This window comes from Moorena sp. (genome assembly GCF_982860115.1).
On the sequence record NZ_CEYLVT010000020.1, the window covers coordinates 21,952 to 45,566 of the forward strand.

21 protein-coding genes are annotated in these 23,615 nt (G+C 42.1%); 7 read left to right on the forward strand and 14 right to left on the reverse strand.

From position 1 onward, the window contains the following. Positions 1 to 63 precede the first annotated feature (63 nt). Complete coding sequence (locus AC4II3_RS05920; protein WP_488006411.1) at positions 64 to 672, reverse strand: thioredoxin family protein; 609 nt, start codon at positions 670 to 672, stop codon at positions 64 to 66. 268 nt (positions 673 to 940) lie between these two features. On the opposite strand from AC4II3_RS05920, the gene AC4II3_RS05925 reads away from it, so the two are divergent. Together AC4II3_RS05925 and AC4II3_RS05930 are read left to right on the forward strand one after the other, a co-directional pair. Further along, entirely contained in the window at positions 941 to 1,345 is a 405-nt protein-coding gene (locus AC4II3_RS05925; protein ID WP_293079626.1) for an NIL domain-containing protein, read from the forward strand. A 94-nt stretch (positions 1,346 to 1,439) separates the two neighbouring features. Then, positions 1,440 to 2,681, forward strand: coding sequence for a HEAT repeat domain-containing protein (locus AC4II3_RS05930; RefSeq protein WP_488006413.1), 1,242 nt, complete (start codon positions 1,440 to 1,442; stop codon positions 2,679 to 2,681). Between the two features lie 152 nt (positions 2,682 to 2,833). On the opposite strand, the gene AC4II3_RS05935 is transcribed toward AC4II3_RS05930, so the two are convergent. Further along, positions 2,834 to 2,953 carry a photosystem I reaction center subunit VIII gene (locus tag AC4II3_RS05935; RefSeq protein ID WP_071986957.1) on the reverse strand — a complete coding sequence of 40 codons (120 nt, stop codon included), beginning with the start codon at positions 2,951 to 2,953 and terminating at the stop codon, positions 2,834 to 2,836. Positions 2,954 to 3,865: 912 nt separating this feature from the next. Between AC4II3_RS05935 and AC4II3_RS05940 the strand changes: the two genes are divergently transcribed. Together AC4II3_RS05940 and AC4II3_RS05945 are read left to right on the forward strand one after the other, a co-directional pair. Next, the gene (locus tag AC4II3_RS05940; protein ID WP_488006415.1) at positions 3,866 to 4,357 is read left to right on the forward strand and encodes a photosystem I reaction center protein subunit XI; all 492 of its coding nucleotides are present in this window, start codon (positions 3,866 to 3,868) and stop codon (positions 4,355 to 4,357) included. Between the two features lie 349 nt (positions 4,358 to 4,706). After that, positions 4,707 to 6,047, forward strand: coding sequence for an aminotransferase class I/II-fold pyridoxal phosphate-dependent enzyme (locus AC4II3_RS05945; RefSeq protein WP_488006417.1), 1,341 nt, complete (start codon positions 4,707 to 4,709; stop codon positions 6,045 to 6,047). 384 nt (positions 6,048 to 6,431) lie between these two features. On the opposite strand, the gene hpsJ-A is transcribed toward AC4II3_RS05945, so the two are convergent. The 3 genes from hpsJ-A to crtA all read right to left on the reverse strand — a co-directional run bounded on the left by hpsJ-A (position 6,432) and on the right by crtA (position 8,978). Continuing rightward, complete coding sequence (gene hpsJ-A, locus AC4II3_RS05950; RefSeq protein ID WP_488006419.1) at positions 6,432 to 7,175, reverse strand: HpsJ-like protein, cyanoexosortase A-associated; 744 nt, start codon at positions 7,173 to 7,175, stop codon at positions 6,432 to 6,434. 48 nt (positions 7,176 to 7,223) lie between these two features. Beyond that, positions 7,224 to 7,931 (reverse strand): cyanoexosortase A system-associated protein, encoded by a 708-nt coding sequence (locus AC4II3_RS05955; protein WP_488006421.1) that lies wholly within the window; start codon positions 7,929 to 7,931, stop codon positions 7,224 to 7,226. 201 nt (positions 7,932 to 8,132) lie between these two features. After that, positions 8,133 to 8,978 carry a cyanoexosortase A gene (gene crtA / locus AC4II3_RS05960; RefSeq protein WP_488006423.1) on the reverse strand — a complete coding sequence of 282 codons (846 nt, stop codon included), beginning with the start codon at positions 8,976 to 8,978 and terminating at the stop codon, positions 8,133 to 8,135. A gap of 578 nt (positions 8,979 to 9,556) precedes the next feature. Between crtA and AC4II3_RS05965 the strand changes: the two genes are divergently transcribed. Then, complete coding sequence (locus tag AC4II3_RS05965; RefSeq protein ID WP_488006425.1) at positions 9,557 to 9,799, forward strand: FeoA family protein; 243 nt, start codon at positions 9,557 to 9,559, stop codon at positions 9,797 to 9,799. Positions 9,800 to 9,868: 69 nt separating this feature from the next. Here the strand turns inward: AC4II3_RS05965 and trpE are convergent, their stop codons facing one another. From trpE to AC4II3_RS05980, 3 genes are all read right to left on the reverse strand, one after another. Continuing rightward, positions 9,869 to 11,401 carry an anthranilate synthase component I gene (trpE, locus tag AC4II3_RS05970; RefSeq protein WP_488006427.1) on the reverse strand — a complete coding sequence of 511 codons (1,533 nt, stop codon included), beginning with the start codon at positions 11,399 to 11,401 and terminating at the stop codon, positions 9,869 to 9,871. Positions 11,402 to 11,495: 94 nt separating this feature from the next. Continuing rightward, entirely contained in the window at positions 11,496 to 11,924 is a 429-nt protein-coding gene (locus tag AC4II3_RS05975; RefSeq protein WP_488006429.1) for a photosystem I reaction center subunit II, read from the reverse strand. 847 nt (positions 11,925 to 12,771) lie between these two features. Beyond that, complete coding sequence (locus AC4II3_RS05980; protein ID WP_490722789.1) at positions 12,772 to 13,716, reverse strand: DALR anticodon-binding domain-containing protein; 945 nt, start codon at positions 13,714 to 13,716, stop codon at positions 12,772 to 12,774. A 70-nt stretch (positions 13,717 to 13,786) separates the two neighbouring features. Between AC4II3_RS05980 and AC4II3_RS05985 the strand changes: the two genes are divergently transcribed. Next, complete coding sequence (locus AC4II3_RS05985; RefSeq protein ID WP_488006433.1) at positions 13,787 to 14,488, forward strand: Crp/Fnr family transcriptional regulator; 702 nt, start codon at positions 13,787 to 13,789, stop codon at positions 14,486 to 14,488. Positions 14,489 to 15,160: 672 nt separating this feature from the next. Here the strand turns inward: AC4II3_RS05985 and AC4II3_RS05990 are convergent. From AC4II3_RS05990 to rimM, 5 genes are all read right to left on the reverse strand, one after another. Beyond that, the gene (locus tag AC4II3_RS05990; protein ID WP_488006435.1) at positions 15,161 to 15,697 is read right to left on the reverse strand and encodes an NADPH-dependent FMN reductase; all 537 of its coding nucleotides are present in this window, start codon (positions 15,695 to 15,697) and stop codon (positions 15,161 to 15,163) included. A gap of 623 nt (positions 15,698 to 16,320) precedes the next feature. Continuing rightward, the gene (locus AC4II3_RS05995) at positions 16,321 to 17,103 is read right to left on the reverse strand and encodes an ABC transporter ATP-binding protein (RefSeq protein ID WP_488006437.1); all 783 of its coding nucleotides are present in this window, start codon (positions 17,101 to 17,103) and stop codon (positions 16,321 to 16,323) included. Then, complete coding sequence (locus tag AC4II3_RS06000; protein WP_488006439.1) at positions 17,088 to 17,630, reverse strand: hypothetical protein; 543 nt, start codon at positions 17,628 to 17,630, stop codon at positions 17,088 to 17,090. Before AC4II3_RS06000 ends, AC4II3_RS05995 begins: the two co-directional genes overlap by 16 nt. A gap of 808 nt (positions 17,631 to 18,438) precedes the next feature. After that, positions 18,439 to 19,329 (reverse strand): alpha/beta fold hydrolase, encoded by an 891-nt coding sequence (locus tag AC4II3_RS06005; RefSeq protein ID WP_488006441.1) that lies wholly within the window; start codon positions 19,327 to 19,329, stop codon positions 18,439 to 18,441. 393 nt (positions 19,330 to 19,722) lie between these two features. Beyond that, positions 19,723 to 20,367, reverse strand: coding sequence for a ribosome maturation factor RimM (rimM, locus tag AC4II3_RS06010; protein WP_488006443.1), 645 nt, complete (start codon positions 20,365 to 20,367; stop codon positions 19,723 to 19,725). Between the two features lie 649 nt (positions 20,368 to 21,016). On the opposite strand from rimM, the gene AC4II3_RS06015 reads away from it, so the two are divergent. Continuing rightward, a complete protein-coding gene (locus AC4II3_RS06015; RefSeq protein WP_490722790.1) occupies positions 21,017 to 22,876 on the forward strand; it encodes an ABC transporter ATP-binding protein in 1,860 nt (619 codons plus the stop codon). A gap of 159 nt (positions 22,877 to 23,035) precedes the next feature. Here the strand turns inward: AC4II3_RS06015 and AC4II3_RS06020 are convergent, their stop codons facing one another. Continuing rightward, positions 23,036 to 23,485: a QcrA and Rieske domain-containing protein gene (locus AC4II3_RS06020; RefSeq protein WP_488006447.1), complete on the reverse strand. Its 450-nt coding sequence runs from the start codon at positions 23,483 to 23,485 to the stop codon at positions 23,036 to 23,038. Between the last annotated feature and the right edge of the window lie 130 nt (positions 23,486 to 23,615).

Genomic DNA, 23,615 nt, shown 5'->3' on the forward strand with positions numbered 1-23,615 from the left:
GGGGAAATAAAGCTGCAAAAATCTCAATAAATTCTATGCAAGCTTCCTTATACTTTGTGCCTTTTATCTTGTGCCTTTTACCTGACTGCCATGGCTACGAGGATCATCTTGACTAGTTATTGTAACTGACAGGGAATCGTCAATATCCGAAACTGTACCACTAGCTTGGCTATAAGGTAATGGCACATGGGTTACTATGGCATCTAAGTTAGCTTCGATTACTTGACGGGGTTGTTCTCCAATAGTTTGGGCGATCACTGTGCTGGCTTGATCAAAATATACAAAATGAGGAATACCATCTACTCGATACTTGACCAGTTCTGGTAACCACTTGGTGTTATCGACATTCAGCATGACAAAATTGACTTTCGTTTTATACTGCTGTTTCAGTTCACCCAAATCCTTTGCCATGGCTTGACAGCTGGTACACCAGTTGGCATAAAACTCCATCAAGGTTGGCTTGCCATTGCTCAGTGCCACCTCTAGAGGGGTAGATGCTTCAGCTTGGGCTTCCAAAGAACCGAGACTAGTCTCAGTTTTTAATCCCAAGAATAGGGCAATACCGAGTGCGATCGCTACTAGGGCAATTAAAAAGTTTCTGATCCGGCTGCCACTAGTGGGTACTGAAGGGGAGGAGGATGGTGTAGTTGAGTCTGGTGAATTAATAGCCATCTTGCTACAACTTTCTTGCTATAACTTTATAATTGTTTACATTTTACAACAATAAGACTTAGGCACCAACAGCCTTAAAACCAGGTTTATCGTTATAAATCCGAGAATAGCAAGGTTTAGGGCGTAAGTCCTGAGTAACGCACGAAGTAGATTAGATTAAAACGTTTTTTGTTGACGGTTGACGGCTGACTGTTGACTGTTAACTATCAACGAATGGGAATGTTACGTTTATTTTTACTCCCCTACTGATTAATTTTCACAAATCACAATGAAAAAACGGGTAACCCTGACCTTTCCCCGACGGGCGATTCAGATGCCGGTGGCTTACCGACTGGCAAAGGATTTCAATGTGGCTGCTAATATCATCCGGGCCCAAGTCGCTCCCAATCAAATCGGCAAACTTGTGCTAGAGTTATCTGGCGACATTGATGAGTTAGATGCTGCGATTGAGTGGATGCGATCGCAAAATATTGATGTTTCCCTCCTCAGTCGCGAGATTTTAATTGATGAGGATAGTTGTGTCGATTGTGGCTTATGTACTGGGGTTTGTCCCACTCAAGCCCTTAGTCTTGAGCCAGAGACATTCAGACTGAAGTTTAAGCGATCGCGTTGCATTGTCTGTGAGCAGTGTATCCCGACTTGCCCTGTTCAGGCCATTTCTACAAATTTTTAAGATTTCAGACGCCTTAAGGTATTGCCCAACAACCCTGTTTTCAGGCACACTTTCAGATAAAATCAATTAAATATCAACCCCAAGAGGATCCCTAATGAACCCAATTATTATTATTGTAGCTATACTTGCAGCAGCGGTTGTTGGGGCAATCGTATTTTTTGTACTGCAAAATAAACTGGATTTTCTCTCGGAACAAACCGACAGAAAATTAGAAGTTTTTCAAAATAAGTATGAGGGTAGAATACAACAAAGTTCTCAAGCTCTCCAAGAAAGTTATCGAGAGCAATTAAATCATAAAATTGAGGAAGTCAAACAGCAGGTAGAGTCTAGGGCTGCTGATCCTGCCGAATCTGCCCAAGCTTTACAGGAAAACTATCAGGCTCAGTTAACCCAAACCACTAATGAGCTGAAGCAACAACTTGATGCTAGTCTTCTTGAAAGTGTCCAATCCTCTGAAGCAAGATATCAAGAACAATTGACACAAGCTACCCATGAGTTAAAGGAAGAACTTGAATCTAATTTTCGCAACGAGCTGCAATCTTTGGAAGCGAAATATCAGGCTGATTTAGAGTTAGCCCATCAAAAAATTGCTGAATTAGAACAAGCTCATAAATCCCCAATACCAGACGAGGTGAAAACCATTGAGAAAACTGAGGAAAGTTCAGCGGAAACTGGTAATGAATTAGTCGAATTATTAGAAGAGGCAGAAACAAATCAAGACGAGCCTCAACAAGTGGTCGAGGAAGAAATATTGCCTGAGCCGAGTCAGCCAGAGCAACCAATGGTGACAGAAACCCCAAGTATTACTGATCAGCCCAGCCAAATTGATCAAGACTTGGAGGAAGAAATATTGCCTGAGCCGAGTCAGCCAGAGCAACCAATGGTGACAGAAACCCCAAGTATTACTGATCAGCCCAGCCAAAGTGATCAAGACCTGGATGAAACCATAACTGCTTTGGGAAATTATGCTCAAGCCAGCGATATTCCCCAGTTAAGTAACTACATCAATCATCCTGAAAGCCTTATTCGTGAATCAATGGCATCAGCCTTGGGAAAAATTGCTGCTGCTCAAGGACTCAGAGCCGAAATTAAACAGGCCATACCGCTGATCGGCAAATTGATTCAAGACCCCCAACCATCCGTGCGACAGTCTGCTGTTGAAGCCCTGAGTAATATTAAATCTGAAAAAGTTATACCCTTGCTTGAAAGGGCATTAAGGGATCCAGATAGTGATGTGGTTAAATCTGCCAGTGCTGGGATTAGTCAGTTTAAGAGTTATCGGCGAACTCCCAAGCCCAAACCTGCTAAGAAGACTGTAAAGCCCTCTAAGCGTTAACGAGTGCTCTCATCGAACAGCATCGCCCAAAACCCTAGGGAGGTGGGGATTGATGACCCTTTCTGGGGAGTCAACCCCCATGATTTAGTCCCACTCTTACCCATACTCCCTTGAAAAAAGGGGGCTGGTATCGTGCAGGACTTCTAGCTTGTTTAGTCAGCGTCGCTTTCAATGTGGATAAACAAAAGTCCCAAAACTACAGTAGGCATAACTAAGCCTATGAAGGGGACTAGCATCGTTGGTAAGAAAGAAGCTGCGTATGCGCCTGTCATATCTTATTTTCCTATTTGCCAATTAATACAGTAACAAGTTGAACATTTAACCAAACCAAGCCAATTAGGTATGGTATTGGTTGCCGGTTTGATCTCAAGCAAGACTCTACCTACCGAAGTAAGTGTAGGTCTTACACTGCCCAGCCAAGGCTTTGCTCTAAATTTAAAGAGCCAGCACTGCTATTGATGATAACTGGAACAAGGCAGCTCCCCGCTTATTAGAGGGGTAGATTACTATCGATTTTTTCGACAAGTTAATCCTATCATGCTTCAGGACTATGAAATACCAAGATCTACCTCGGAATTTGCCATACAACCTGTGGCAAAAACCTGATAGTTGCTTCTGCCCTGGCTGAGTCTTTGATGGAGTCAATTCTAATCAGTCTGCCATCCCTCTATTGACATCAACATCTCTGGTTGACCTAGACAAAAGCACATAACTCCAGTCAATTTGGGTTAACTTCCCATTTCACCTCGGCACATGAGAGGAGTTATCCCAACTCGCCCTTGCACCACCGACCCAGGCTCTTAATGGCTCAGATTACTGGAAAGTTTTTCCGAGTCGGATAATTGTAAAGATTTTTAACAAAAATTGCCCAAAAGTCTTTACAAAAATTAATTACTTTTTGTTACAAAAACCTAATAAGCTGAAAGGGGGTTAGTCATCAAAACCGTTGGTTTTAGGTTATTACAATGGTTTGGCAAAGGTTATTTTACCGTAAAGAACTAAAGCTAAAATTTTTGCCATAGACTAAGAAGGTTAGAAAAAAGAACAATATCTCGTATAATTCGTTACGAGAGGATGCACTTCTCAGCAAAGATTACTCGTGCTGATTCTTTCAGTTCCTTTTCTCCCCCCTAAAGTATGATTACTCAAGGGGTTTATCCGATTTTATAGGAGATAAATTTACAATGACGATTGATGTAATTGGCCATGGTGGAGATCCCCAAGTGGGTAATCTAGCCACCCCAATTAATTCCTCTGGTTTCACAAAAGCTTTCATCAACAACTTGCCAGCCTACCGTAAAGGGCTATCAGCCAATCGCCGGGGTTTAGAAGTTGGTATGGCTCATGGCTACTTTCTGTATGGACCGTTTGCCTTACTAGGTCCGTTGCGTGGGACAGAGTATGCCAGCACAGCTGGTTTACTGGCAACAGTTGGCTTAGTGGCTCTTTTGACAGTTGCTTTATCTATTTATGGAGCGGCTGGCTCTGGCAAACCTAAGGCAACATTGACCACACCCAATCCACCAGAAGACTTAGGAACTAAAGAAGGCTGGAGTGAATTTGCCAGTGGTTTCTTCCTTGGTGCTTGTGGCGGGGCAGTTTTTGCCTATTTCCTATGCCTGACACCTCATCTAGCCCCACTGCAAAAGATTGCTAGTGGAGTATGGTCCTCTTAACTCTGACTGGAGACAAGAGTTTCTGATCGCGCAGCGGAGGCGAAAGCCGATAGCTAAGCAAGAGAGTAAGGTGACTGACACTTAGTTAAATCACCATATTCTCTTGTTGGCACTCCACCGAAGACTCTCTAGGAAGATCTCTTGATGACTGGGGGTTAACCCAGATCTTTCCCTTTTGTCAAGTTCACGAAAACCAGCAATATACCTATCCGTGGCATCAGTATTATTCAGATACGGATTGGAGCTGGATGGCGATTGAATATCACCCGATTAAAAGTTCCAAGTAGGTAAGTGGATATTGCACGAACACACCTCAGATTCAGTCATTTAACTATGGGAGTATCTCACGGTGATTGCTAACTCTTCTTATATCGACATTTTGCAAAAACAAGTTCGGCATCTTTCAGACCCCGAACAACGCTTATCTCTTTTTCGTCAGCTGAATCCTCAGGTTACCAATCTCGGCACAGCAGAAAATGTCTTAATTTTCGATCTTTTTGAAAGCATATTTCAAGATTCTAGCTCCTTTGCTGTTGACAACACCAAATACTCTCAGCCTTTTTATGGGGAAGAATCAGTACGAGAAATGACAGCAAGCTTATTGTCAGAAACATTTCAGCACCAACTGGATCCCAACGATTTTTCAGGTGTCTCCGGTGCCTCTGCGGCCCTGGAGTGTTTGGCATTTGCTCTGTTCTCTCCAGGAGATACCGCGCTGATACCGACACCTTACTGGCAGGGGTTTCAATGGTGCTTTGAACAGCGTCCAGGGATGACCCTTATTCCTGTGGATTTATCACCCAATGCTTTTGAACTAACCCTTGAAGCAGTCCAAGAAGCCTATAACAAAGCTGAGCCCAAACCCAAAGTCCTTTTATTGACGAATCCCCATAACCCCTTGGGCATCAATTACGAACAGAGTCTGCTAGAAGAGCTTTACGCATGGGTTCTCAACTCTACGCAGATGCATATTATCTCCGACGAGTTGTACTGTCATTCTCAGATCGATCAACCCGGGGCAGATTTCATCAGCGCCTTCGCCCTTAACGCATATAATATCGATCCAGATCGAGTTCACATAGTATGGGGATTTGCTAAAGATTTCGGACTATCCGGCTTTAAGGCAGGGTTTGTAATAACTACTTGCGAGACAGTCCACAACCACATCCGCTCGAATAGCACTATGGGAATCAGCGATCGCTACGGTTGGTTTTCTCCCTTCGATTCCCTGAAAAATTTTATGCTGGGGAATCTTCTTGGGGCAGATAACGAGCAATTAGTCCGCAATGCAATGGCGGAGTACAAGCAAAGGCTAACCAATGCATTTAATACGATTAACCCTCTGTTTGACCAAGCTCCAGATATCATACCCTACGCTCCAACCCGGGCAGCGCAATTCTTCTGGCTTGATTTGCGAGCCTACTTGGATCGCGTACCACCTAACATGAACTTCTCCTTAAAAAACATTGAGTTGCTACAAAATCCAGAAAGTGACGACGCCGAGAATGCTTTGTTAGCCTATCTTGCCGAAGAAGCTTTCGTAGAACTGCTGGCGGGACAAACCCTCTCTTGTGTTGAACCGGGCTTCTACCGCTTGTGTTTCACCTGCGAGCCAACATGCGATGTTAAAGCTGCGGTAAATCGAATGATTACTGCCCTCGAAGCCCTTCCGCCTGCGCCATCCAAATGATACCAATTTTCTCTCTTTCGTGACATATATTCTGTAACAGCTGAAAAGCGGAAAGGGTAAGGGGGAAAGGTTTAATTGTAGCTTCGCCTATCCTTGGGAAATCCCAATTAATTTAATTGTTGTTGAGTTTCTGGGGGGCGACATTTAAGCTTAAATCCATACTGGTTAACAATTTTAGCCCATAAGCTCCAAAAAAATACATGCTGTTTTGGGCTGATATTGGACTATGTTATTAGGGCTTGAGCTTCCAGAACATGAAAGAAGGGTCAATTGGCGACTGTATCTTGGATGAGCTTATTGGCCTCAAAGCTTTACATAGCAAGATTTTGAGGGCTCATGTCACCCCCTCCTACGTCAATACGTAGGTCTTTAGGATGGGGAGTGTCAACCCTTTCGTCTCGCCCAGGGGGTAGACTTCCAGATAGTAAAAAATAAAGCTCCAGACACCAAAGCTCCTAAATTCCATTTGACAGAACTTTTAAACAGACCCAGACGACGAGACGATAAACTCGATTGAGCTTGGTTTTGTATCCTCTGCTCACCACGAGCAATGAATGAAGCTAGCTGTTCTTTCACCCTCTCCAATTCTTGAGAATTATTGATATCCGGAGTGCTACCTTCACTACTCAGGCTTGCCAAAAGTTTTTCCATCTCCGCTTCTGTATTTACTTTCTCCAAAGCATCTTTAACTTGTTGGAATTGGGTCATCCCTCGGTTAACTTGAGTAGTAATTTGAGTACTCGCTTGTTTATTAATCCGTACGGTATTAATAATTCCCAAAGGAATCAGCAAGAAATATAGCACTCCCAGCACCAAAGCTAACCAGGATAAAACCTTCACAACCAGGACTTCCCATCTCTCCCGCCCATGGCGCTCTCCATAAAACACCAGTGCTAAGCCGAGTAAAGGTACAGGAACCCGTTCCACCAATGCCCCTATGGTCTGTAATTCCCAGGCCGGATTCATAAAGTTTGCTGGGATAAACGTTTCAACTACGTCAAATATAGTTAGCACTAAAAGCCCATAACCTATCCAGTGCAACAGAGTCGCAGACCTTAGAACAGAAAAGTTAAACTGCCGTATATCCTCTACGGATTCAGTCAATTTATTGCCATCTAATTTAGTCATATATTAAATATTCCTTCATAATAGGACACGATTGTCGTAAACCTTAGCTCAAGGTTTAGGAAAGTGTAGATACCACCACTCGTACCAGTCAGGCCACACATTTTCCAGCACTTGATAGGCAGCTTCAGGGGAAGAATTCTCTAGAGGAATAGAAAGATGAGCCCACAGACAACGGTTGTCTTGCAGCTTTACCTGACCCAGTAACCATAGCAGCAGCCGACGGGAGCGTACATCGTAAATATCTCGATTTTTCTTGAACTGATAACTCGTGACCGTACTGCCACCCCGGGGGTTGATACAAGAACTTAGGTAAGCCCGCTCTTGGTAAACAAATAAGCGATGAAAACCTATTTTTTTATGCTGGCGTGACACTATTAATTCTTGACTAGCGGGTTCAATCCCTATGTACTTTTGAAGGAATTTATTAATATCACCCCCGCTCTGAACTAAATAGCGCATCTTTATATCTAGAGGTAAATCATTCTGAATATATCGATAGTGCTTGCCAGCTTGTAGTGTTTTATCAACAGCCGTTTGACCAGTCAAAGCTTGACTTTCCAGAGGCTGCCATTCTGGTAAGGGAACTGTAGCTGGAAATTCAAAAGGGGTGATGGGACGAGTGCTTGTAGCTGGATACCAAATTACTTTGCCCATCACTGAGAAAGTACCCCCAAAAACAAAAGCTAGCAGCCAAATACGTAGTGATTTCCAATCGAGCATGACATCAAGGCAAAAGGTAAAAGGCTTGCAGGTCAAAGTAGGACATCCTTTGGACTTTAAACCCTGGGTGTTTATGACGTTTAAGCTTTTAGATTATAGGCTTTAAGCTAATGGTTTAATGGCTCTAAAACTCTGACAAGCAAGGATATTTTTTAGTATTAAGTAGGCCATGATATGGTTTGTTTTTACCTAATACCTAATCACCAACGCCTAATACTTATAATTTAGGTTAGTCACTTAATCTTGAGTTGTCGGTTCATTATGTTGAATAATAAAATAACAGAAGAAACCGAAAATAATGACAGCAACCAATGAAAATATCATTGAACCATCTCCAAAATGCCAATATTCAAAGGCTTCATAACTGGAATAGGCGACTAAAATAGCCATCATGCTAACTCGAATAGAATTGACCACAAATCCTACTGAAATAGCTATCAGTGGTACCAAAAATTTTTGAATCCGGCTAGTAGGGAACATAAATAAGAATAACAATGATATTCCCAATAACTGAAGAATAGAACTGACCCCAGAACAGCCTGGATTGACTTCTATTCCTCCGGTTGGCAGCATTAAATAAACCCCTTGGCGAGAGACTTCAAATCCTGAGTACCAAAGGAGCAATCCAGAAAACTTAGCAGTTAATGTGGATACATCAATCAGTAATGTTGGCAATCCAGATGGTATAGCGAGACATAAAAATATAGTAAGGTGCTGCCAATATTGCTTTAATCCCTTCACTCCAGATGCCAGCAGTCCCAAACCCAATACTGAAATCAAAGGAGAAAAGCGGATAAAAATGTCATAGCCTGATACAAATGTCGATCGCAACAGTACTAAACCAATTAATAATGACCCTAAAACGCCAGAAAAAATATCACTTTCTAGCTCCAAAGTATGGCGTTTTTCCCATACCATGTAAGACACAGCCACCCAAAATAAAAAACTTGTACTTAGTAAATCAGCAATGTTACTCCTATCAGCTAGAGTCAATTGAATTGCTATTAATCCAGCTGCTATACCTACTAGCCAATATTGGAAATTTTTAAGGTGTGTAATGGTTGCAAAATGAGTAGCTTTCATCGTGATGTAGCAATATTACCATAATCGGATACGTCAGACTAAGACTCTTTCATAGTTTCCCTGACTAAGCTAAAAAAAATATCTATAATGGTCAGCTTTTTTTTATTATTGATAATAAATCTTGTTTTTAATTAGTCTATGATAACTTAATTTCTTAGACTATTTACCCTAACACCTCATTGCTACTGAATTAACTATTTTAAGTTATATTATAAATAGCACTATTTTTTTAAAAAACTATTTATAATAGTCATTTGCCAAGTCTAAAGCGTGCTTATTTGTGTAATTTTTAATTCTTTGGTAAAATAAAATATATGACAAATTAGTGCTTGTTCTATTCTTCCACTCAAAACTCTCCCACTCAGGACTATTTTTGCCTTAATTGGTTGATTCATCCAACAGTTGTATCTTTGGGGATTGGACTATAACACCAGTTTAGTCAACGTAATTGACTAAATAAATTTTCTATGTTATTGGTAATTTTTAATGATTTACAGATCCCCAGATCCTCAGGGGGAAAATACCTTAGCCTGCAAATAGAGGAAATTTGATCAAATAAACTATTAATAGTTATTTAAATGAATTTAGCGGAATTAAAACCTGGAAAGCTTGCCATTATCGAGAAAGTTCAGATAGGTTTCCAGGTCGAAGGTCTCGCCAATCGACTAGAAGCAATTGGCATTATTCCTAATAGACAGGTACAAGTGTTGCGCTCAGCCTGGTTTGGGGGACCGTTACACATTCGAGTTGGTTCCACCACAGAAGTAGCTATCCGACGGCAAGAAGCTAGCATGATTGTAGTTAACCCTGTCAAGGAATAGTTAGGGGTTAGTGGTTAGGGGCAATGTTAGCAGTACGCTATTATCTTCCTCTTCCTTCGGCGGGGAGTGTCAATCCTCAAAGGTTAAACAGCGGATAGCCTCTAGTAACCCTCTAGCTTTATTGAGGGTTTCTTGATATTCTTTTTCTGGGTCAGAATCTGCTACCAAGCCTGCACCAGCTTGCACTGACACGGTATGTTTACCAGAACCACATGGGCGAACTACCATAGTCCGGATTGCGATCGCACTATTGAACTGACCTTCAAAATCGTACCAGCCATAGACACCCGAGTAAGGTCCGCGACGCTCTGGTTCTAGTTCTTGAATGATTTCCATTGCCCGAATTTTGGGGGCTCCACTCACTGTCCCCGCAGGGAAACAAGCTTTCAGTAAATCCCAAGCTGTTTTACTAGCATCGAGCTCCCCTACTACATTGCTAACAATGTGCATGACGTGGGAGTAGCGCTCAATGAGCATCAGTTGATCAACTCTGACTGTACCACTCTTGCACACACGACCCAGGTCATTCCGACCCAGGTCAACCAACATAACGTGTTCGGAAATTTCCTTTGGATCTTCTAGTAACTCCTGAGCTAGAGCTTCGTCTTCCATAGGAGTTTGACCCCGACGTCGAGTTCCAGCAATTGGTCGTAATGTTGCCTGGATTTTTTCCTCTGGGGAAGCTGTTGCCTTTACCATTACCTCTGGGCTAGATCCAATGATTTGCCAGTCCCCAAAATTAAAATAAGCCATGTAAGGTGAGGGATTAATCAGCCTTAGGGAACGGTAAAGGGAAAAAGGGTCACCCTTGTATTCTGTCGAGAGGCGCTGGGATAATACGACCTGAAAGATATCCCCAGCTCGGATATAGTCTTTCGCTTTTTCGACATTAGCGCAAAACTGGGATTTTTCTGTATTGCTTATATAAGACACTTCTTGAGTAGCACTCTCTGGAGGTGTCCATTTGAGTAATTTGTCCTTACCTAAGAACTGCCCTTGCAGTTTGTTGACCAGATTACGAACGCGATCGCATGCTTTTTCATAGGCTGCCTCTAAATCTCCTTGGGCATGTCGTAAATCAGCATAAGCGATCACCCAAATCTTACGCTTGACCTGATCAAAAATAATCAGGTTGTCCACTTGCATCCACAATCCATCGGGTAAGTCATTGGACTGTAGAGGATAAATTGGCACACGGGATTCACAAAAACGAATTAACTCATAACCCCAGAAACCGAACAAACCGCCAATTCCTGGCGGCAATTGGGGTAACTTTACAGGTTGATAGGATTTCAGACAATTCGCTAAGGTTTCAAAGGGGTCTCCCTCAAATACTGTTACTGACCCATCCCGGTTGGTCTGAGTCGTGCGATTTCCCCTAGTTTCCAATACCCACAGGGGGTCACAACCTAGTAAACTGTAACGTCCCAGATTTTCACCACCTTCTACCGATTCCAACAAGAAGCTGTAGGGTTGACCAGCACATACCTTATACCAGGCAGAAACTGGCGTTTCTAAATCCGCCACCCACTCCTGGGTTACCGGTACAAAATTACCTTGTTGAGCTACGGTTGAAAATTGGGAAAAATCTGGGAAAATCATGGTATTTCTCAGCTCAAGGTTGAAAATTCGGCAAACAGCTGAAACTGTTGGTCACAATGTTCAACTTTTTCCCCTTTACCTTATCACTGATTCATTAAACCTCGTAAGTTGCCTTCCCACTGAACTTGATGGTTGCAGGTTCTGGATTGCTGCCAATATTGCGGTCGATTTTCCCTGCATAGGGACGCCCTTCGTTGACTTTCTCCGGGAATACGCCATCTGCGGGATGCAGAAACTGGATTTCACCATTGGGATAAACCCGGTAAATTTTATAGTCTTCGATTTTGGGCTTAAATTTCGTCCGCAGTTGGGTTCCCAATGCCAGACACTGTTCCTTACGAGCTAAGTAGAGCAAGTTTTCCCCTTCATTCATGATGGCAGCGCCACCAGTAGGCATTTCAAACACTTGCTCTTTTGAGCTTGTCCAGGTGATAGCGTATTTTTCTTCAACTTCAGCTTTGGTCAGCAATCCGCCAGTGCTACCACCAAATATGGGAGTTGTTCCCGTCAGTTCTTCTGCCATAGTCTTTTTTTCTCGTGTCTATAATAAGGCATTCAAGGGAATGCTATCATCGACTTCATACCTGTCTGGCTACTTTGTCAAGAACTGTAACAGTTCTTTAGCTATTCGTGATTTTAGTCATTGGTCTTAGTGATTGGTCTTAGTGATTGGTCATTTGTGATTTCTTCTGCCAAGGGACTTCCGGCTGATTAAAAAGGAGCTATGACCAACAAAAACCAGCATAAACACACAAAAAAGCCCAAGTTACCCGTCAAGCCAATTACATGACGCTACCCACACCACCCTACCCTGATCGTTGTGGAAATTTTGCCAACCCCAGCTATTGCTTTGAGATCAGGTAAGCCTTAGTGCTGACGGCATGCTTACCGTCAAATCAATAATGTTGATTGCTTCTAGTGTTGATTGCTATACTCACATCAGGCTTTGCTGCTACCCCAATCAACTCAGCCTTTTCAGTAACTTCCAGCTTTCGTTGTCAGTTTGAATAGACAGCAGCAATTAACCTTAATTTTCTTTAACTTAAATACTCCGATACTTGCCTATCTGGTAAGTCTGGGCTGATCAGCAATCTTAGCCTCATCAATCCCAGCCCTGGCTAGTTGCTTACGTCAATTATTGGCTGAGGTCAAAGAGCCCGAGTTTGGGCATCAAGCCAGCTTTGCTACTGGCGGGATCTGCCTCGGCCAATTAAATCAGAAAATTAAATCCGGCAATTAAATCAGAAAGGGAACCGACGACTGGCCGTGTTTCGTCTCGGTTCCCTGACTGGTTCGCTCCTCACACATCCGTAAATATACCGAAAACTTTCTGGATTTGTCAACCCCTTTGGCAAAATTTTTTTTTTCGGTCAAAGTTCACCTGGTGCAGGGACATCCAGTTGGTCTTCTAGAAGCGATCGCAAAACTACTTGAGTTACCCCCACTAATCCTAACCTTGCTTGAGCCAGCCTAGGGGTCTGGTGTTTCACCTCCCCCCAAATGCGACAGCTACGGTAGAACTGCTCAAAAGCATTGCTCACAGAACTTGCCAGTTTTAGCAAATTCTTTGATTCGCTTCCACTAAAGTAGTCTGTCAAGTCCATGATTTGACCAATTAAGAGTCTTTCTGCTGGATGAACCAACTGTATAAGCTGCTGATTTTTCCCTGTTCCTAGGTCGTCTTTTAACCAGGGAATTGGATATGGCACAACGATCAGTCCCCTAGAGGTTTTCAAGTCCATACTCTGAATCTGGATTAAGCCCTGGCGATGAGCCAAGCGCAGGAGTGAGCAGCAACGAGCATGGGCATACTGAACTCTAAAGATCTTGGAAGTATCTTGTGTCAAGAGTCCTGAGTGCTGGGTGCTAAGTTCTAAGTAGCCCAAAAGATTCTTTTGACCTTGTTGAGGGCGAAAGCTAATCAGCGTGTCTGTTGAAGGTTGAATCCAATCTTGTAACCAAGTTGCTAACCCCTGATCTGTCAGCCAAAAATTAATCCAGCCTGGGGGAGCTACTTCAACCTCGAATTCGATCAAGTTTTGTTTGCCACCATCTTGAGTTATGGTTGGCAAAGATACAGTTAACTGATGAGCAATGGCTAGAGGACTTTGCTGCATGGCGCGAGAAAGCTTGAGAGCGATCGCTGATCGATATGCTACACCAGCATTATCTGAGCAGCGTTCTAAAGGAATCGTTTCCAATATCAACTGGGGAATACCAGAATCTACCATTGCTCTGGATATCTGTTCTTGTAATCGGGTACTCAGGGCAGCAGAATTACCTGACAAATTTACGCGCCATGAGCTACTTCTCAAGGTATTTTTTGTTACTTTGGACTCCATGTAAGATCTAGATAAACTTGTGTATCCATCAGGCTCGGAGCTTATGTATTCACCATCCGACCCATTAGAGGTATCCCGACCCTTTGTAACTTGGCAAAGGATCTTAGATTGGGGACAGGAACACTACCGTTATAGGACGTTTAGCAAAGATGAGCGGATTCCTACCCGTCCTGGGTTGTTGTATTTGGTAGAGCGGGGGGCAATCCGTTTGGTGGGTACTTCTCAAGTCAGTGCTAGCCCCAATTGTTCTGAATCTCAATGCTCCCATCAGAATATGGAAGAAGCGTTTTTAGGATTCATTGGTGCGGGTCAGCCCTTTGAAATTGTTGCCCTTTCACCCTTCACACTGCAGGCTTACTCCCACGTTGAGCAAACTGCTGTGGTATGGATGTACTGGGATGACTTAGACAACTGGCCACACTTCCGACGAGAGATATTAGATGCATTTAGGCTTCAGCATCAACGCAAACTCCTGTGGCTGAGTACCTTAGGACAGCGACGAACCATTGATCGGCTCTTGGGATTTCTGATACTCTTGGTTGAAGAGTTCGGGGAACCGTGTGAACAAGGTTACTGCTTACCATTTCCCTTAACTCATGCACAAATCGGTAGTGCCATTGGCTCCACCCGTGTCACTGTCACTCGGTTGATAGGAAAGCTTCGCCAACGGGGAATTATCAACACTCAGAAGGATAATTTAATTTGCTTATCAGGTGACTCAGTACCTAAGATAACTCCTAATTAGGTACACTTCTAGATGCTTGTGTTCGAGTAAGTGCAGTGGAAATCTAATTTACTGCCAAACTGGCAACACAGCCATGCTAAATTGCTTTTTAATAAATACATACCTAACAGATCGCACAAATCAGCCATCCTGTGCCGTAATTGATGATCAGCTTGGCTGTGCTGTGAGGGTTAAAACCCTTCACAACACAGCCAGTTTTTTTTTATATAGCAGTCGCCAGGGCAGTTAGGACATGACAAAATTCTCAAACCTAAGTAAGCGCAAGAGTTTGACTTTGTTCCTTCGTTCCTTCGTTCCTTCTGCTATAGCAATGGGTGTAATGGTATTTCCAAATTCAAGGGAGTAATACCAAAAATCAAAAGTCATGACATACATACAGATTGCGAAAGCCAATGTATATGGTCATGTTTTTATTGTAAGTATGACGCTACTTTTGAAAACTGGTATAAGGTATACAGCGCTACTCGCTGCTCCGTGCTGTCTGCTCCCTAAAACCCAATAGATACGCTTTCCACATCTAATTATTAAATTCGCTCAAGGTGCGTTTTCCAATGGGCGCGAGGGATTGCTCGCGCCCATTGGGTCGCACCTCAAAATGAGAATTGCTATACTTTGGTCAGCCTACTTTAATTGGTATTTTTGTTACACCCAAATCCCTAACCAGATTTGAGATTACCTTAACTTCTGAGTATTTGCTACCAAACTTTCTGCAAATTGATCGAAGCGCTCGGAAAGTTTTTTATCCAAAAGTTTGCCATCTTCACCAAAAGCTTTCCAAGCCTGACCAATGGCAATTTGCTCTGGAATGACCCAACTATGTACCCAGCGCATAATTATCCGTAGGTCATTGAGAGCGTTACTATTCGACTGACCCCCCAATACACTAATCAAACCGATAACTTTGCCTTCGAGATGTTCAAAACTCATCAAATCTAGAGCATTTTTAAGTACACCACTCACACTACCGTGATATTCCGGTGTTGCCAGAATTAAGCCATCGGCTTGCTTCACGGTTTCCTGTAATCGAGTGACATCTGGATAGTCTGCATAGTCACTATCACCAGTGCAAAATGGTAATTGCATCTGACGCAAGTCGAGGATTTCAGTTGATATACCATTAGCTTTAACTCGGTCTATAGCATGGTTTAAAGCCTGATAGCTATAGGATTCAGGACGTAAACTACCACTAATTCCAACAATGTTCACCATCTCACTAACCTCTGTTTAACTATAGTGCTGAGTGCTGAGTGCTGAGTGCTGAGTGCTGAGTGCTGAGTGCTGATTGCTGATTGCTGATTGCTGAGTACTGAGTGCTGAGTGCTGAGTGCTGATTGCTGAGTGCTGAGTGTTTGAGTAGAGCAAGTTGTCATGTGTTCTCGTCAAAGCTACCAATTATCAAGGAAAGACGCTTTATACGTACTCGTTATGACTACGTTTAGTCTAGCAAGTTGGGAGCAACTTTGTCAAACTCCTTTTGTCGCAGATCGGAGTATGTCCGCCCAGGACCGCAAGCATACATTCGACCATCATGCTGTGACCGATAAGGCATAGGTGCGCTCTTACCATTAAGAATTAAATTCGCTCTTTGCGCGCGCCTATCGACAAAGCCGACGCGGGGCGGGAACGGGCGCGCACCTGATCATTTTGTTGTTTAATTGACAGGGCATCGAGATCAGCCCGAATGGCTAACACAGGTCCTGGTAGTTGACTAGTCATTAGAGCGGCAAAGCCATCGAGCCATTCAACCTACAGCCCTTATGCCTAAAGCCATTCAACCATTAGCCAACCAACCTAACCAAATTAATAAATAAAAACAGTCTCCTGATCTAGAGTTAACCTATTACTTGAATTGGACCGGTGGTACTGGCACTAAAGAATTGCTGTACTAGAGGATTATCTGTGGTATCTATCTCCCCAACGCTGCCGGACCACTGTACTTTGCCTTTGTAGAGAAAAACAACCCGGTCAGCGGTGCGGCGAATTGTACTCTCCTGATGGGTGACCATTAGGTAAGTACTACAAGCGTTTTCCTCTCGTTGTATCTGGCGCACTAAATCTTCAATTACTGTTGAGGCGATCGGGTCAAGTCCAGCGGTTGGTTCATCGTAGAGTAACACCTCTGGGTTGTCTCTGGGATTATCAGGATTAGAAATGATGGCACGGGCAAAACTGACTCGTTTGCGCATACCTCCTGATAACTCAGCTGGGTAGCGGTCTCCAACACCAGATAACCCTACCATCTCCAGGCTTTGATTGACTAATTTCCTAATTCGATGATGTGGTAGTTTAGAGTGCTGGTAAAGCAAGAAACCCACATTCTCTTCCACCGTCAGCGAGTCAAACAAGGCTGCTTGCTGAAATACCATACCAATGCCAATGGGGTCTTGAGCATCTTCTATTAAACCGGAGCGCCGTTGCCCTTTAACATAAACTTCACCGACATCAGCAGGTAGTAAGCCAGCAATAATCCGAAGAATTGTTGATTTGCCGGTTCCAGAAGGACCAATAATTACTAGGGCATCACCCTGATAAATTTTTAGATCCAACTGATTCAAAATGACATTGCTCCCAAAGGATTTGCTCACTCCCTTCAGTTCAATTAGTGGTTCTGGCATCGGATATTTCTGACATTTTTCATTGTCTTCTCCATACAATGTATAACCTCTTCATCAAAGAGAACGACTTTTTGGTAATCAGGAAATTCTCCTGTATGCAGGCGCACAGCCACTTGTCCTAACCCCTCGCTATACAGAAGTTGCTTAAACAACAGGTTGTCCGTAAAGGACATAATGTGAGCAGCAATGGCGCACTCGCCTTGCCAGCCAAAGTCCACATCGAGTTTAACGTGATGCCTTTCATGAATACATCGGTAAATTAAGTTGACGTCCTTACCTAGTAGATCTGATTCATTATATTGGGCGCTGATTTTAACATTTCCTTTTTCAAAGTCAGCTTTGATGTCATTCAGACATAGATCTGGTCCTCGAAAGTAGGGTTGGTAGTCAACGAACTCAAAATTGACCCCTTGCAGTTCTACCTTTGCTAAGTCAATCACAAATTGACGAAACTCTTTAACTAAAGATATAGGAGCTTCATAGGCTGGAGCTGTCATATAGCCCTTGGCTAATTCTTCAATTATCATTATTATGATCTCCTCCTGTCCATACATGACCTCCTAGGAATTCTTATAGAACTTCGGCATTCACAATGTATTCACACTATTAGTAGACAATAAGTGATATAGTAAACTTATTAATGATGGGTTTGACCCCCTGAGTGTGTAAGTCCTATGTTGACAACAAAAGAGTTAAAGCTTCCGCGTTAAATTCGTAACACTTGGAAGCCAGTTTGGGTTTCTTCTAAATTGTGATATTTCTTGACAATAAAGACGTCGCGACAACCACTTAAACGATCTTTAAGAATAAGAAAGAGTTCAAAAAGCTTGCCGTGAATTTACTTAAATAGTTCTCTGGAATACTGCAAGAGCTTTACCTGATTTTGATTTCAGAGGCAGCAACTGCGGGTTATTTGAGCAATCTGACCCTGACAAAGGCTTTCTTAAGAATATCTAAATCATTCAAACCTGTTGAAGAAGCAGTTAAATTAACTGTTCCTGCTCCGGTCATCAGTAATAACACGTACATAGCTTATACTCATTCAATTTCGGTTACTTCACATGGATTCGCTCTAACAATCTATGCACCGAAAATATAGCTGTTAATTCCATCATAACTATGTGCTTACGACTAATCACCGATAGGATTGTCTATGGCTTCAGGGATCTTCCTTATTATTATTCATATCCAGACAAAAGCCAATATATAACCAGTGAATTTACGGAATTCTCTCTTGGGTTAGAGGGGGAATGTCCAGTATTATCAATAGCTGTAAATGTTAAAGGTTTACCCTTCTTACTTACATGCTTGACCCTGATTACTTCCTTTTATATTTCATAAGCGAGATGACAACCAATCGAGAATCAGTGAATTTACGGACTCTGGGTTTTCGTCATGAGGGCAGTGACCAGCCTTAGGAATTCCTACAAATTTTACGTCTTTACCCTGATCACTCTGCTTTTGGAAGATGGTAGCACCAGAAATCGGTGTCCAAGGGTCTTCCTCTCCCCAAAGAATGAGTAGAGGACTTTGTAACTTCGGTAAAAGTTCACTAGGTGCAGGACCAGGAGGAGCAGTAAGAACTGATGCAAATACCTTTTGAGCACCGGGATCACAAGCAGGCTGGTAGATTAACTCTACAAGTTCCTCTGTAATGGCATCTGAGTCACAGTAGACTTGACGGAGGGTGCTGCGGATGCGATTTTTCTGGCGGATACGGTTAAACAGGAACGGCCCAAAGGTTGGTGAGTTAACTAATCTGGTAAAAGCTCCCATCACCAACCGTAAAGGTAGATTTAGCTCTTCAGGGCGGTGATTGAGTCCACCAGCACTGTTGATTAAGACACCACCAGCAGCAATCTCAGGATAGTTTGTGACCACCATCAGACTTAACAGAGCACCAATGGAGTTACCGATAAATATGGTAGGTTCATTGATGTAGGTATCCCAAAAGTCCTTTATTTGTTGTTGCCACAACTCTAAGGTGTAGGATAAGGCAGGTTTATCAGAACCTCCGAATCCCAGCAGATCGATGGCAAACACTCGATAACCCCCTGCGGCTAGAACAGGAATATTCTTGCGCCAATGTCCAATGGATGCCCCAAAACCATGAACCAACAGTAGAGGCTTACCAGTCCCCATTACGGTGTATTCAATCTGGTTACCTTGCCAGTTCCAAACATGGTTTTTCGTAGTGTGGTATGATAATAAATTTTGTGTAGACACAGCTTTTTGTTAACTTTAATTAACATAGTCATTTTAATAATATTATTAAACAGTTGATTCTGGATGATAAAATAGTAAGCCTAAATAGTCATGTGATCAGACGATTAAACATCACCTAGCAAGGATTGCTCAGGTCAAGGCTTCAATCTCAGCTTTCCACTCCCAGCAGGATCCAACTTAACCCGCCCTTGGTAAGTGGCGAGGTAAGTGGCTGAATCGGGCATTGTATAATTTGGGATAATAGTGAACTGAAACCTAGACATGGCAATGGTTTTGGGGCGCTTATCACCATCACAACGAGCACTTTCTATGCAAATGAAGGGATGAAGGGGAGATTTTACTGGCTGCCAAATCTGGCTGCAAAATTATAGATCCATTAGAATTATTTATGACTTAAGGTTGATTGACTTCTAGTAAACCGGCAGGAGGGGTAATCTCAATCCGACCATTTTCGAGATCGACCACTGGTGCGATCGCTTTCACAAACGGAATCAGCACCGTTGCTGGCTGTGGTTCCTTCTTAGCCTTGGATTGGCGTTTCTTGCTAGTTCGAGTAGGTGGTGGAGTTTCTGGCTGGGTTAGGGGCGGTTGCACTGAAGATTGCAATTTGACTTTCAAAAGGTCATTACCCGCTGGGATCACGTCTACGACTACCCCCACAGCTTTACCAGTGAGTTGATTAAACACTTCAAGGTCAATCAAGTCTAGGATGTGATACTCATCTTCCTCTAGCTCTGGGCGATCGCTGGCTGGTACCAACAGTTGATAACCGCGCAACGCCTCTGCCTGATCCCGGTTGTCTACCCCCTTTAGGTGTACAACATATAACCCTTTAGCAGGGACAAAACGTCCCCAAAGTAATTCTACGGGTTGGGGAGGATAATCATCCCCGGAAGGAGGAAGTGGTGGTTTTAACCAGCGCTGTCCTGGCTCCTCAAACCTCTCGGGAAAGTCAGAACTGGGATAGACTCGCAACTCTCCTTTTAGCCCATGGGGGGAAACAATTCTACCGATTTCTAGCCAGTTCTCATTGTTCATTTGAGCATTGTTAGGTAAGTGAAGTAAGCACTAAGGGCAAGGTAGTACCATCATCCCTAAAGGGGTCCGAGAGCGTGGATAGCGCGGACCTGTCATTTGATTTTATCCTGATTACCGGCATTTTGCTCAGAAAAAAATAATATAAAACACACTATATTTTTTAAGGATAATTGTCTATAAAAACCTCAAATAAAATCGATAAATATATTCCATTATTTTGAAATTTTTCTTGTTAATTTAAGGATTATTAATAACTATTAATTGTTTTTTTATTTTTGATAACAAATAATGTAACGAACTAAAATCTAAATTTTTTGTTAACTATAACCTAGACAGGATGCCAATAATAACAGGGCTTGTGGGCTTATGGATTTTGAAAACTCGTTTATAAACGTTATCGATGCTAACAGTCTAATCAGGGTTACTTCAATCAAGGCAATTGGCCATTAGCTCACCTTCGAGAGATTAATGACTTTGTGCAAGTAATTGAGATTGTCCAGCTTCTCCTGATGCTGCTCGGCAATGGCACTGGACTGGGACAATTGTCTAGATTTGACCCAACCTCAGTCCTCAATCTTATCTTTGACTACATCATAAAGCTGATTTACACTAAATTATTCCTTTATCATCATAATAATTTACATAGCAAATGTTTAGCTATTTGTCAAATTTTTTATACATTCTCGGAGAAAGAAAACTCCGACTTATCCCTCTTCTGTTATTAATCTTACTAACCTCCCTGCTGGATACTGTAGGTATTGGACTTGTCGGGCCATTTATGGGGTTAGCTACTAACCCAACGTTGATTGAACTAAATTCTCGGTTGCATTGGGTTTATGTCAAGTTAGGTTTAACTTCTGACGTTCAGTTTATTGCCTTGCTAGGTTTCATCATTATTGTTGCCTTCTGGACTAAATCCTTATTAAGTTTCCAAGCTCAAAAATATATCTTTCAATTTAGCTTTACTCAATACGGTGAATTATCTTCAAATTTGCTCCACGCCTACTTGGTAGCACCTTACACATTTCATATTAGGAAAAATACTGCTTTTTTAATTAACACAGTCTTGGAAGATTCTGGAGTTTTTAGTGTAAAATTCATGATTCCTTTCCTAAAAACGGTAGCCAGTTTTATTATTATCTTGTTTTTAGTAATTTTACTAATACTAACCGATCCGATTGCAACACTCACCCTAGGATTGATTTTACTAATTCCCTTGGGGATTATCTACCAATTTAAAGACAAAATTTCCGAATGGGGAAAAAAGGTATCTCAATCTAAGGAGGAAATGATTCGCATCATCAATCATAGCCTTGGAGGACTAAAAGAAACACGAATTATTGGTTGCGAATCTTATTTTGAAAGGCAAATGAGTGATCAAGTCGATCAACTGGTTAATGGCATGACATCGTTTCATACGTTTCAAGCTTTGCCTCGCATTATAATTGAAGCGATTTTAGTGACATTTTTAGTAGCTTTTGTATCTATAGTCTTAGTCTTTAACCTTGGTACAGAAAATATTATCCAAGTTTTAGGTATTTTCGCTTTGGCTTCCGTACGCATGATTCCAGCATTTAGTCATTTAACATCTAATATTGCTTTGATGCGAAACTCCAGCTATTCGATTAATAAAATATACTTAGATTTAAAAGAGTTAGAAGACATTGAAGTAGAGGAAATTTTTGAGCCTACATATTTATCAAATTTATCTGCCCTATCCAAGCCTAATACTCCCTCATATCATCAATTCAGGGATTTTGTCAACTCCATTGACGTTAATAGAAGTCTATCACACCAGGATAATCAGATCGAAATTGATAGAATTACCTACCGCTATCCCAAGGTTTTAGACCCTACTATTATGAACATATCTTTGACTATCAACAAAGGTCAATCTATTGCTTTAGTCGGTAAATCAGGGTCAGGTAAGACAACATTAGTTGATGTTATTTTAGGTCTGTTAGCTCCTGAAAGTGGTGAGATTAGGTACAAAGGTAAATCGATCTATAATAACCTGCGTTCCTGGCAAAATTTACTTGGCTATATCCCACAGTCGATTTTTCTGATAGATGACACAATCGAAGGAAATATTGCCTTTGGTATTCCAAAGCATTTGATTGATCGAGAACGATTAGATCAGGCTATCCAATCTGCTCAACTTGCGGAGTTTGTTGAGCAATTGCCTGAGGGAGTTAAATCTGTTGTTGGTGAACGGGGAGTGCGTTTATCTGGTGGTCAACGCCAACGGATAGGAATTGCTCGCGCACTTTACCATCAAAGGGAAATTTTAGTCCTAGATGAGGCGACTTCTGCACTAGATAATGAAACTGAATACTTGGTTAATGAAGCAATTAAATCGTTGAATGGCACTAAAACGATGATTATCATTGCCCACCGTCTCTCCACTATTGAACATTGTGATTGTATCTATTTACTCGATCAAGGTCGTTTAGTGAAGTCAGGTACTTATCAAGACATTATTTTAAATGAACAAAGCTTTAATTTTTGAATTGGAAAGACGCAGGAGCAGGTTAGTTATAGCAATTATCTCTCATGAGGTGCAAAGAGATCCCCCTAAATCCCCCTTAAAAAGGGGGACTTCAGCTGCACCTAAATTTCCCTTAAAAAGGGGGACTTCAGCTGCAATATCAAACCTGCTCCTAAATGACTAGCTTACTTTTACCAAAACTAAATTATCTTCTTCCTTGGTTTCATAGCTTTTCAAGGGTTTGTCTGCAGGTCCTTTCGTTACTTTTCCATCTACATCAAATTTAGAACCGTGGCAAGGACAGTTAAATATCTTGTCCTCTTGCTTCCAAGCTACACTACACGCTTGGTGAGTACACTTAGGGTTTACGGCAACAAGACTATTGTTACTAAGATTACGCACGACTAGAATATCTGCTATCTTGTCGCTAATTTTGCCTTTTTCTTCTAATTCCTGCACTGTGCCAACAGCTTGGAATCCATCTTCTCGCACCGATTTATCAATCTTAGGGCTTTTCTTTTCTGTTGCTTTTGGCGGACTTTGATTAGGACTACAGGCGGCTAAGGCTACTGGTAGATAAGTAGCCAATGCACCAACACCAAACCAGCCCATAAATTTACGACGATCCATAGTATACCTCTATGTGGAAAACGATTTATTTTAATAATAAACCATAATCAAAAATTAATTATATTATCTCTCAAACCAGGAATTTTTAATCGAAAATATGACCAACTAAATTAGGGTTATAATCTCTTCT

Bases quoted from the DNA above. Each gene is read 5' to 3' on its own strand.
- AC4II3_RS05920 (WP_488006411.1), bottom strand. From the start codon at position 672: ATGGCTATTAATTCACCAGACTCAACTACACCATCCTCCTCCCCTTCA.
- AC4II3_RS05925 (WP_293079626.1), top strand. From the start codon at position 941: ATGAAAAAACGGGTAACCCTGACCTTTCCCCGACGGGCGATTCAGATG.
- AC4II3_RS05930 (WP_488006413.1), top strand. From the start codon at position 1,440: ATGAACCCAATTATTATTATTGTAGCTATACTTGCAGCAGCGGTTGTT.
- AC4II3_RS05935 (WP_071986957.1), bottom strand. From the start codon at position 2,953: ATGACAGGCGCATACGCAGCTTCTTTCTTACCAACGATGCTAGTCCCC.
- AC4II3_RS05940 (WP_488006415.1), top strand. From the start codon at position 3,866: ATGACGATTGATGTAATTGGCCATGGTGGAGATCCCCAAGTGGGTAAT.
- hpsJ-A (WP_488006419.1), bottom strand. From the start codon at position 7,175: ATGACTAAATTAGATGGCAATAAATTGACTGAATCCGTAGAGGATATA.
- crtA (WP_488006423.1), bottom strand. From the start codon at position 8,978: ATGAAAGCTACTCATTTTGCAACCATTACACACCTTAAAAATTTCCAA.
- AC4II3_RS05965 (WP_488006425.1), top strand. From the start codon at position 9,557: ATGAATTTAGCGGAATTAAAACCTGGAAAGCTTGCCATTATCGAGAAA.
- trpE (WP_488006427.1), bottom strand. From the start codon at position 11,401: ATGATTTTCCCAGATTTTTCCCAATTTTCAACCGTAGCTCAACAAGGT.
- AC4II3_RS05975 (WP_488006429.1), bottom strand. From the start codon at position 11,924: ATGGCAGAAGAACTGACGGGAACAACTCCCATATTTGGTGGTAGCACT.
- AC4II3_RS05985 (WP_488006433.1), top strand. From the start codon at position 13,787: ATGTATTCACCATCCGACCCATTAGAGGTATCCCGACCCTTTGTAACT.
- AC4II3_RS05990 (WP_488006435.1), bottom strand. From the start codon at position 15,697: ATGGTGAACATTGTTGGAATTAGTGGTAGTTTACGTCCTGAATCCTAT.
- AC4II3_RS05995 (WP_488006437.1), bottom strand. From the start codon at position 17,103: ATGCCAGAACCACTAATTGAACTGAAGGGAGTGAGCAAATCCTTTGGG.
- AC4II3_RS06000 (WP_488006439.1), bottom strand. From the start codon at position 17,630: ATGATAATTGAAGAATTAGCCAAGGGCTATATGACAGCTCCAGCCTAT.
- rimM (WP_488006443.1), bottom strand. From the start codon at position 20,367: ATGAACAATGAGAACTGGCTAGAAATCGGTAGAATTGTTTCCCCCCAT.
- AC4II3_RS06015 (WP_490722790.1), top strand. From the start codon at position 21,017: ATGTTTAGCTATTTGTCAAATTTTTTATACATTCTCGGAGAAAGAAAA.
- AC4II3_RS06020 (WP_488006447.1), bottom strand. From the start codon at position 23,485: ATGGATCGTCGTAAATTTATGGGCTGGTTTGGTGTTGGTGCATTGGCT.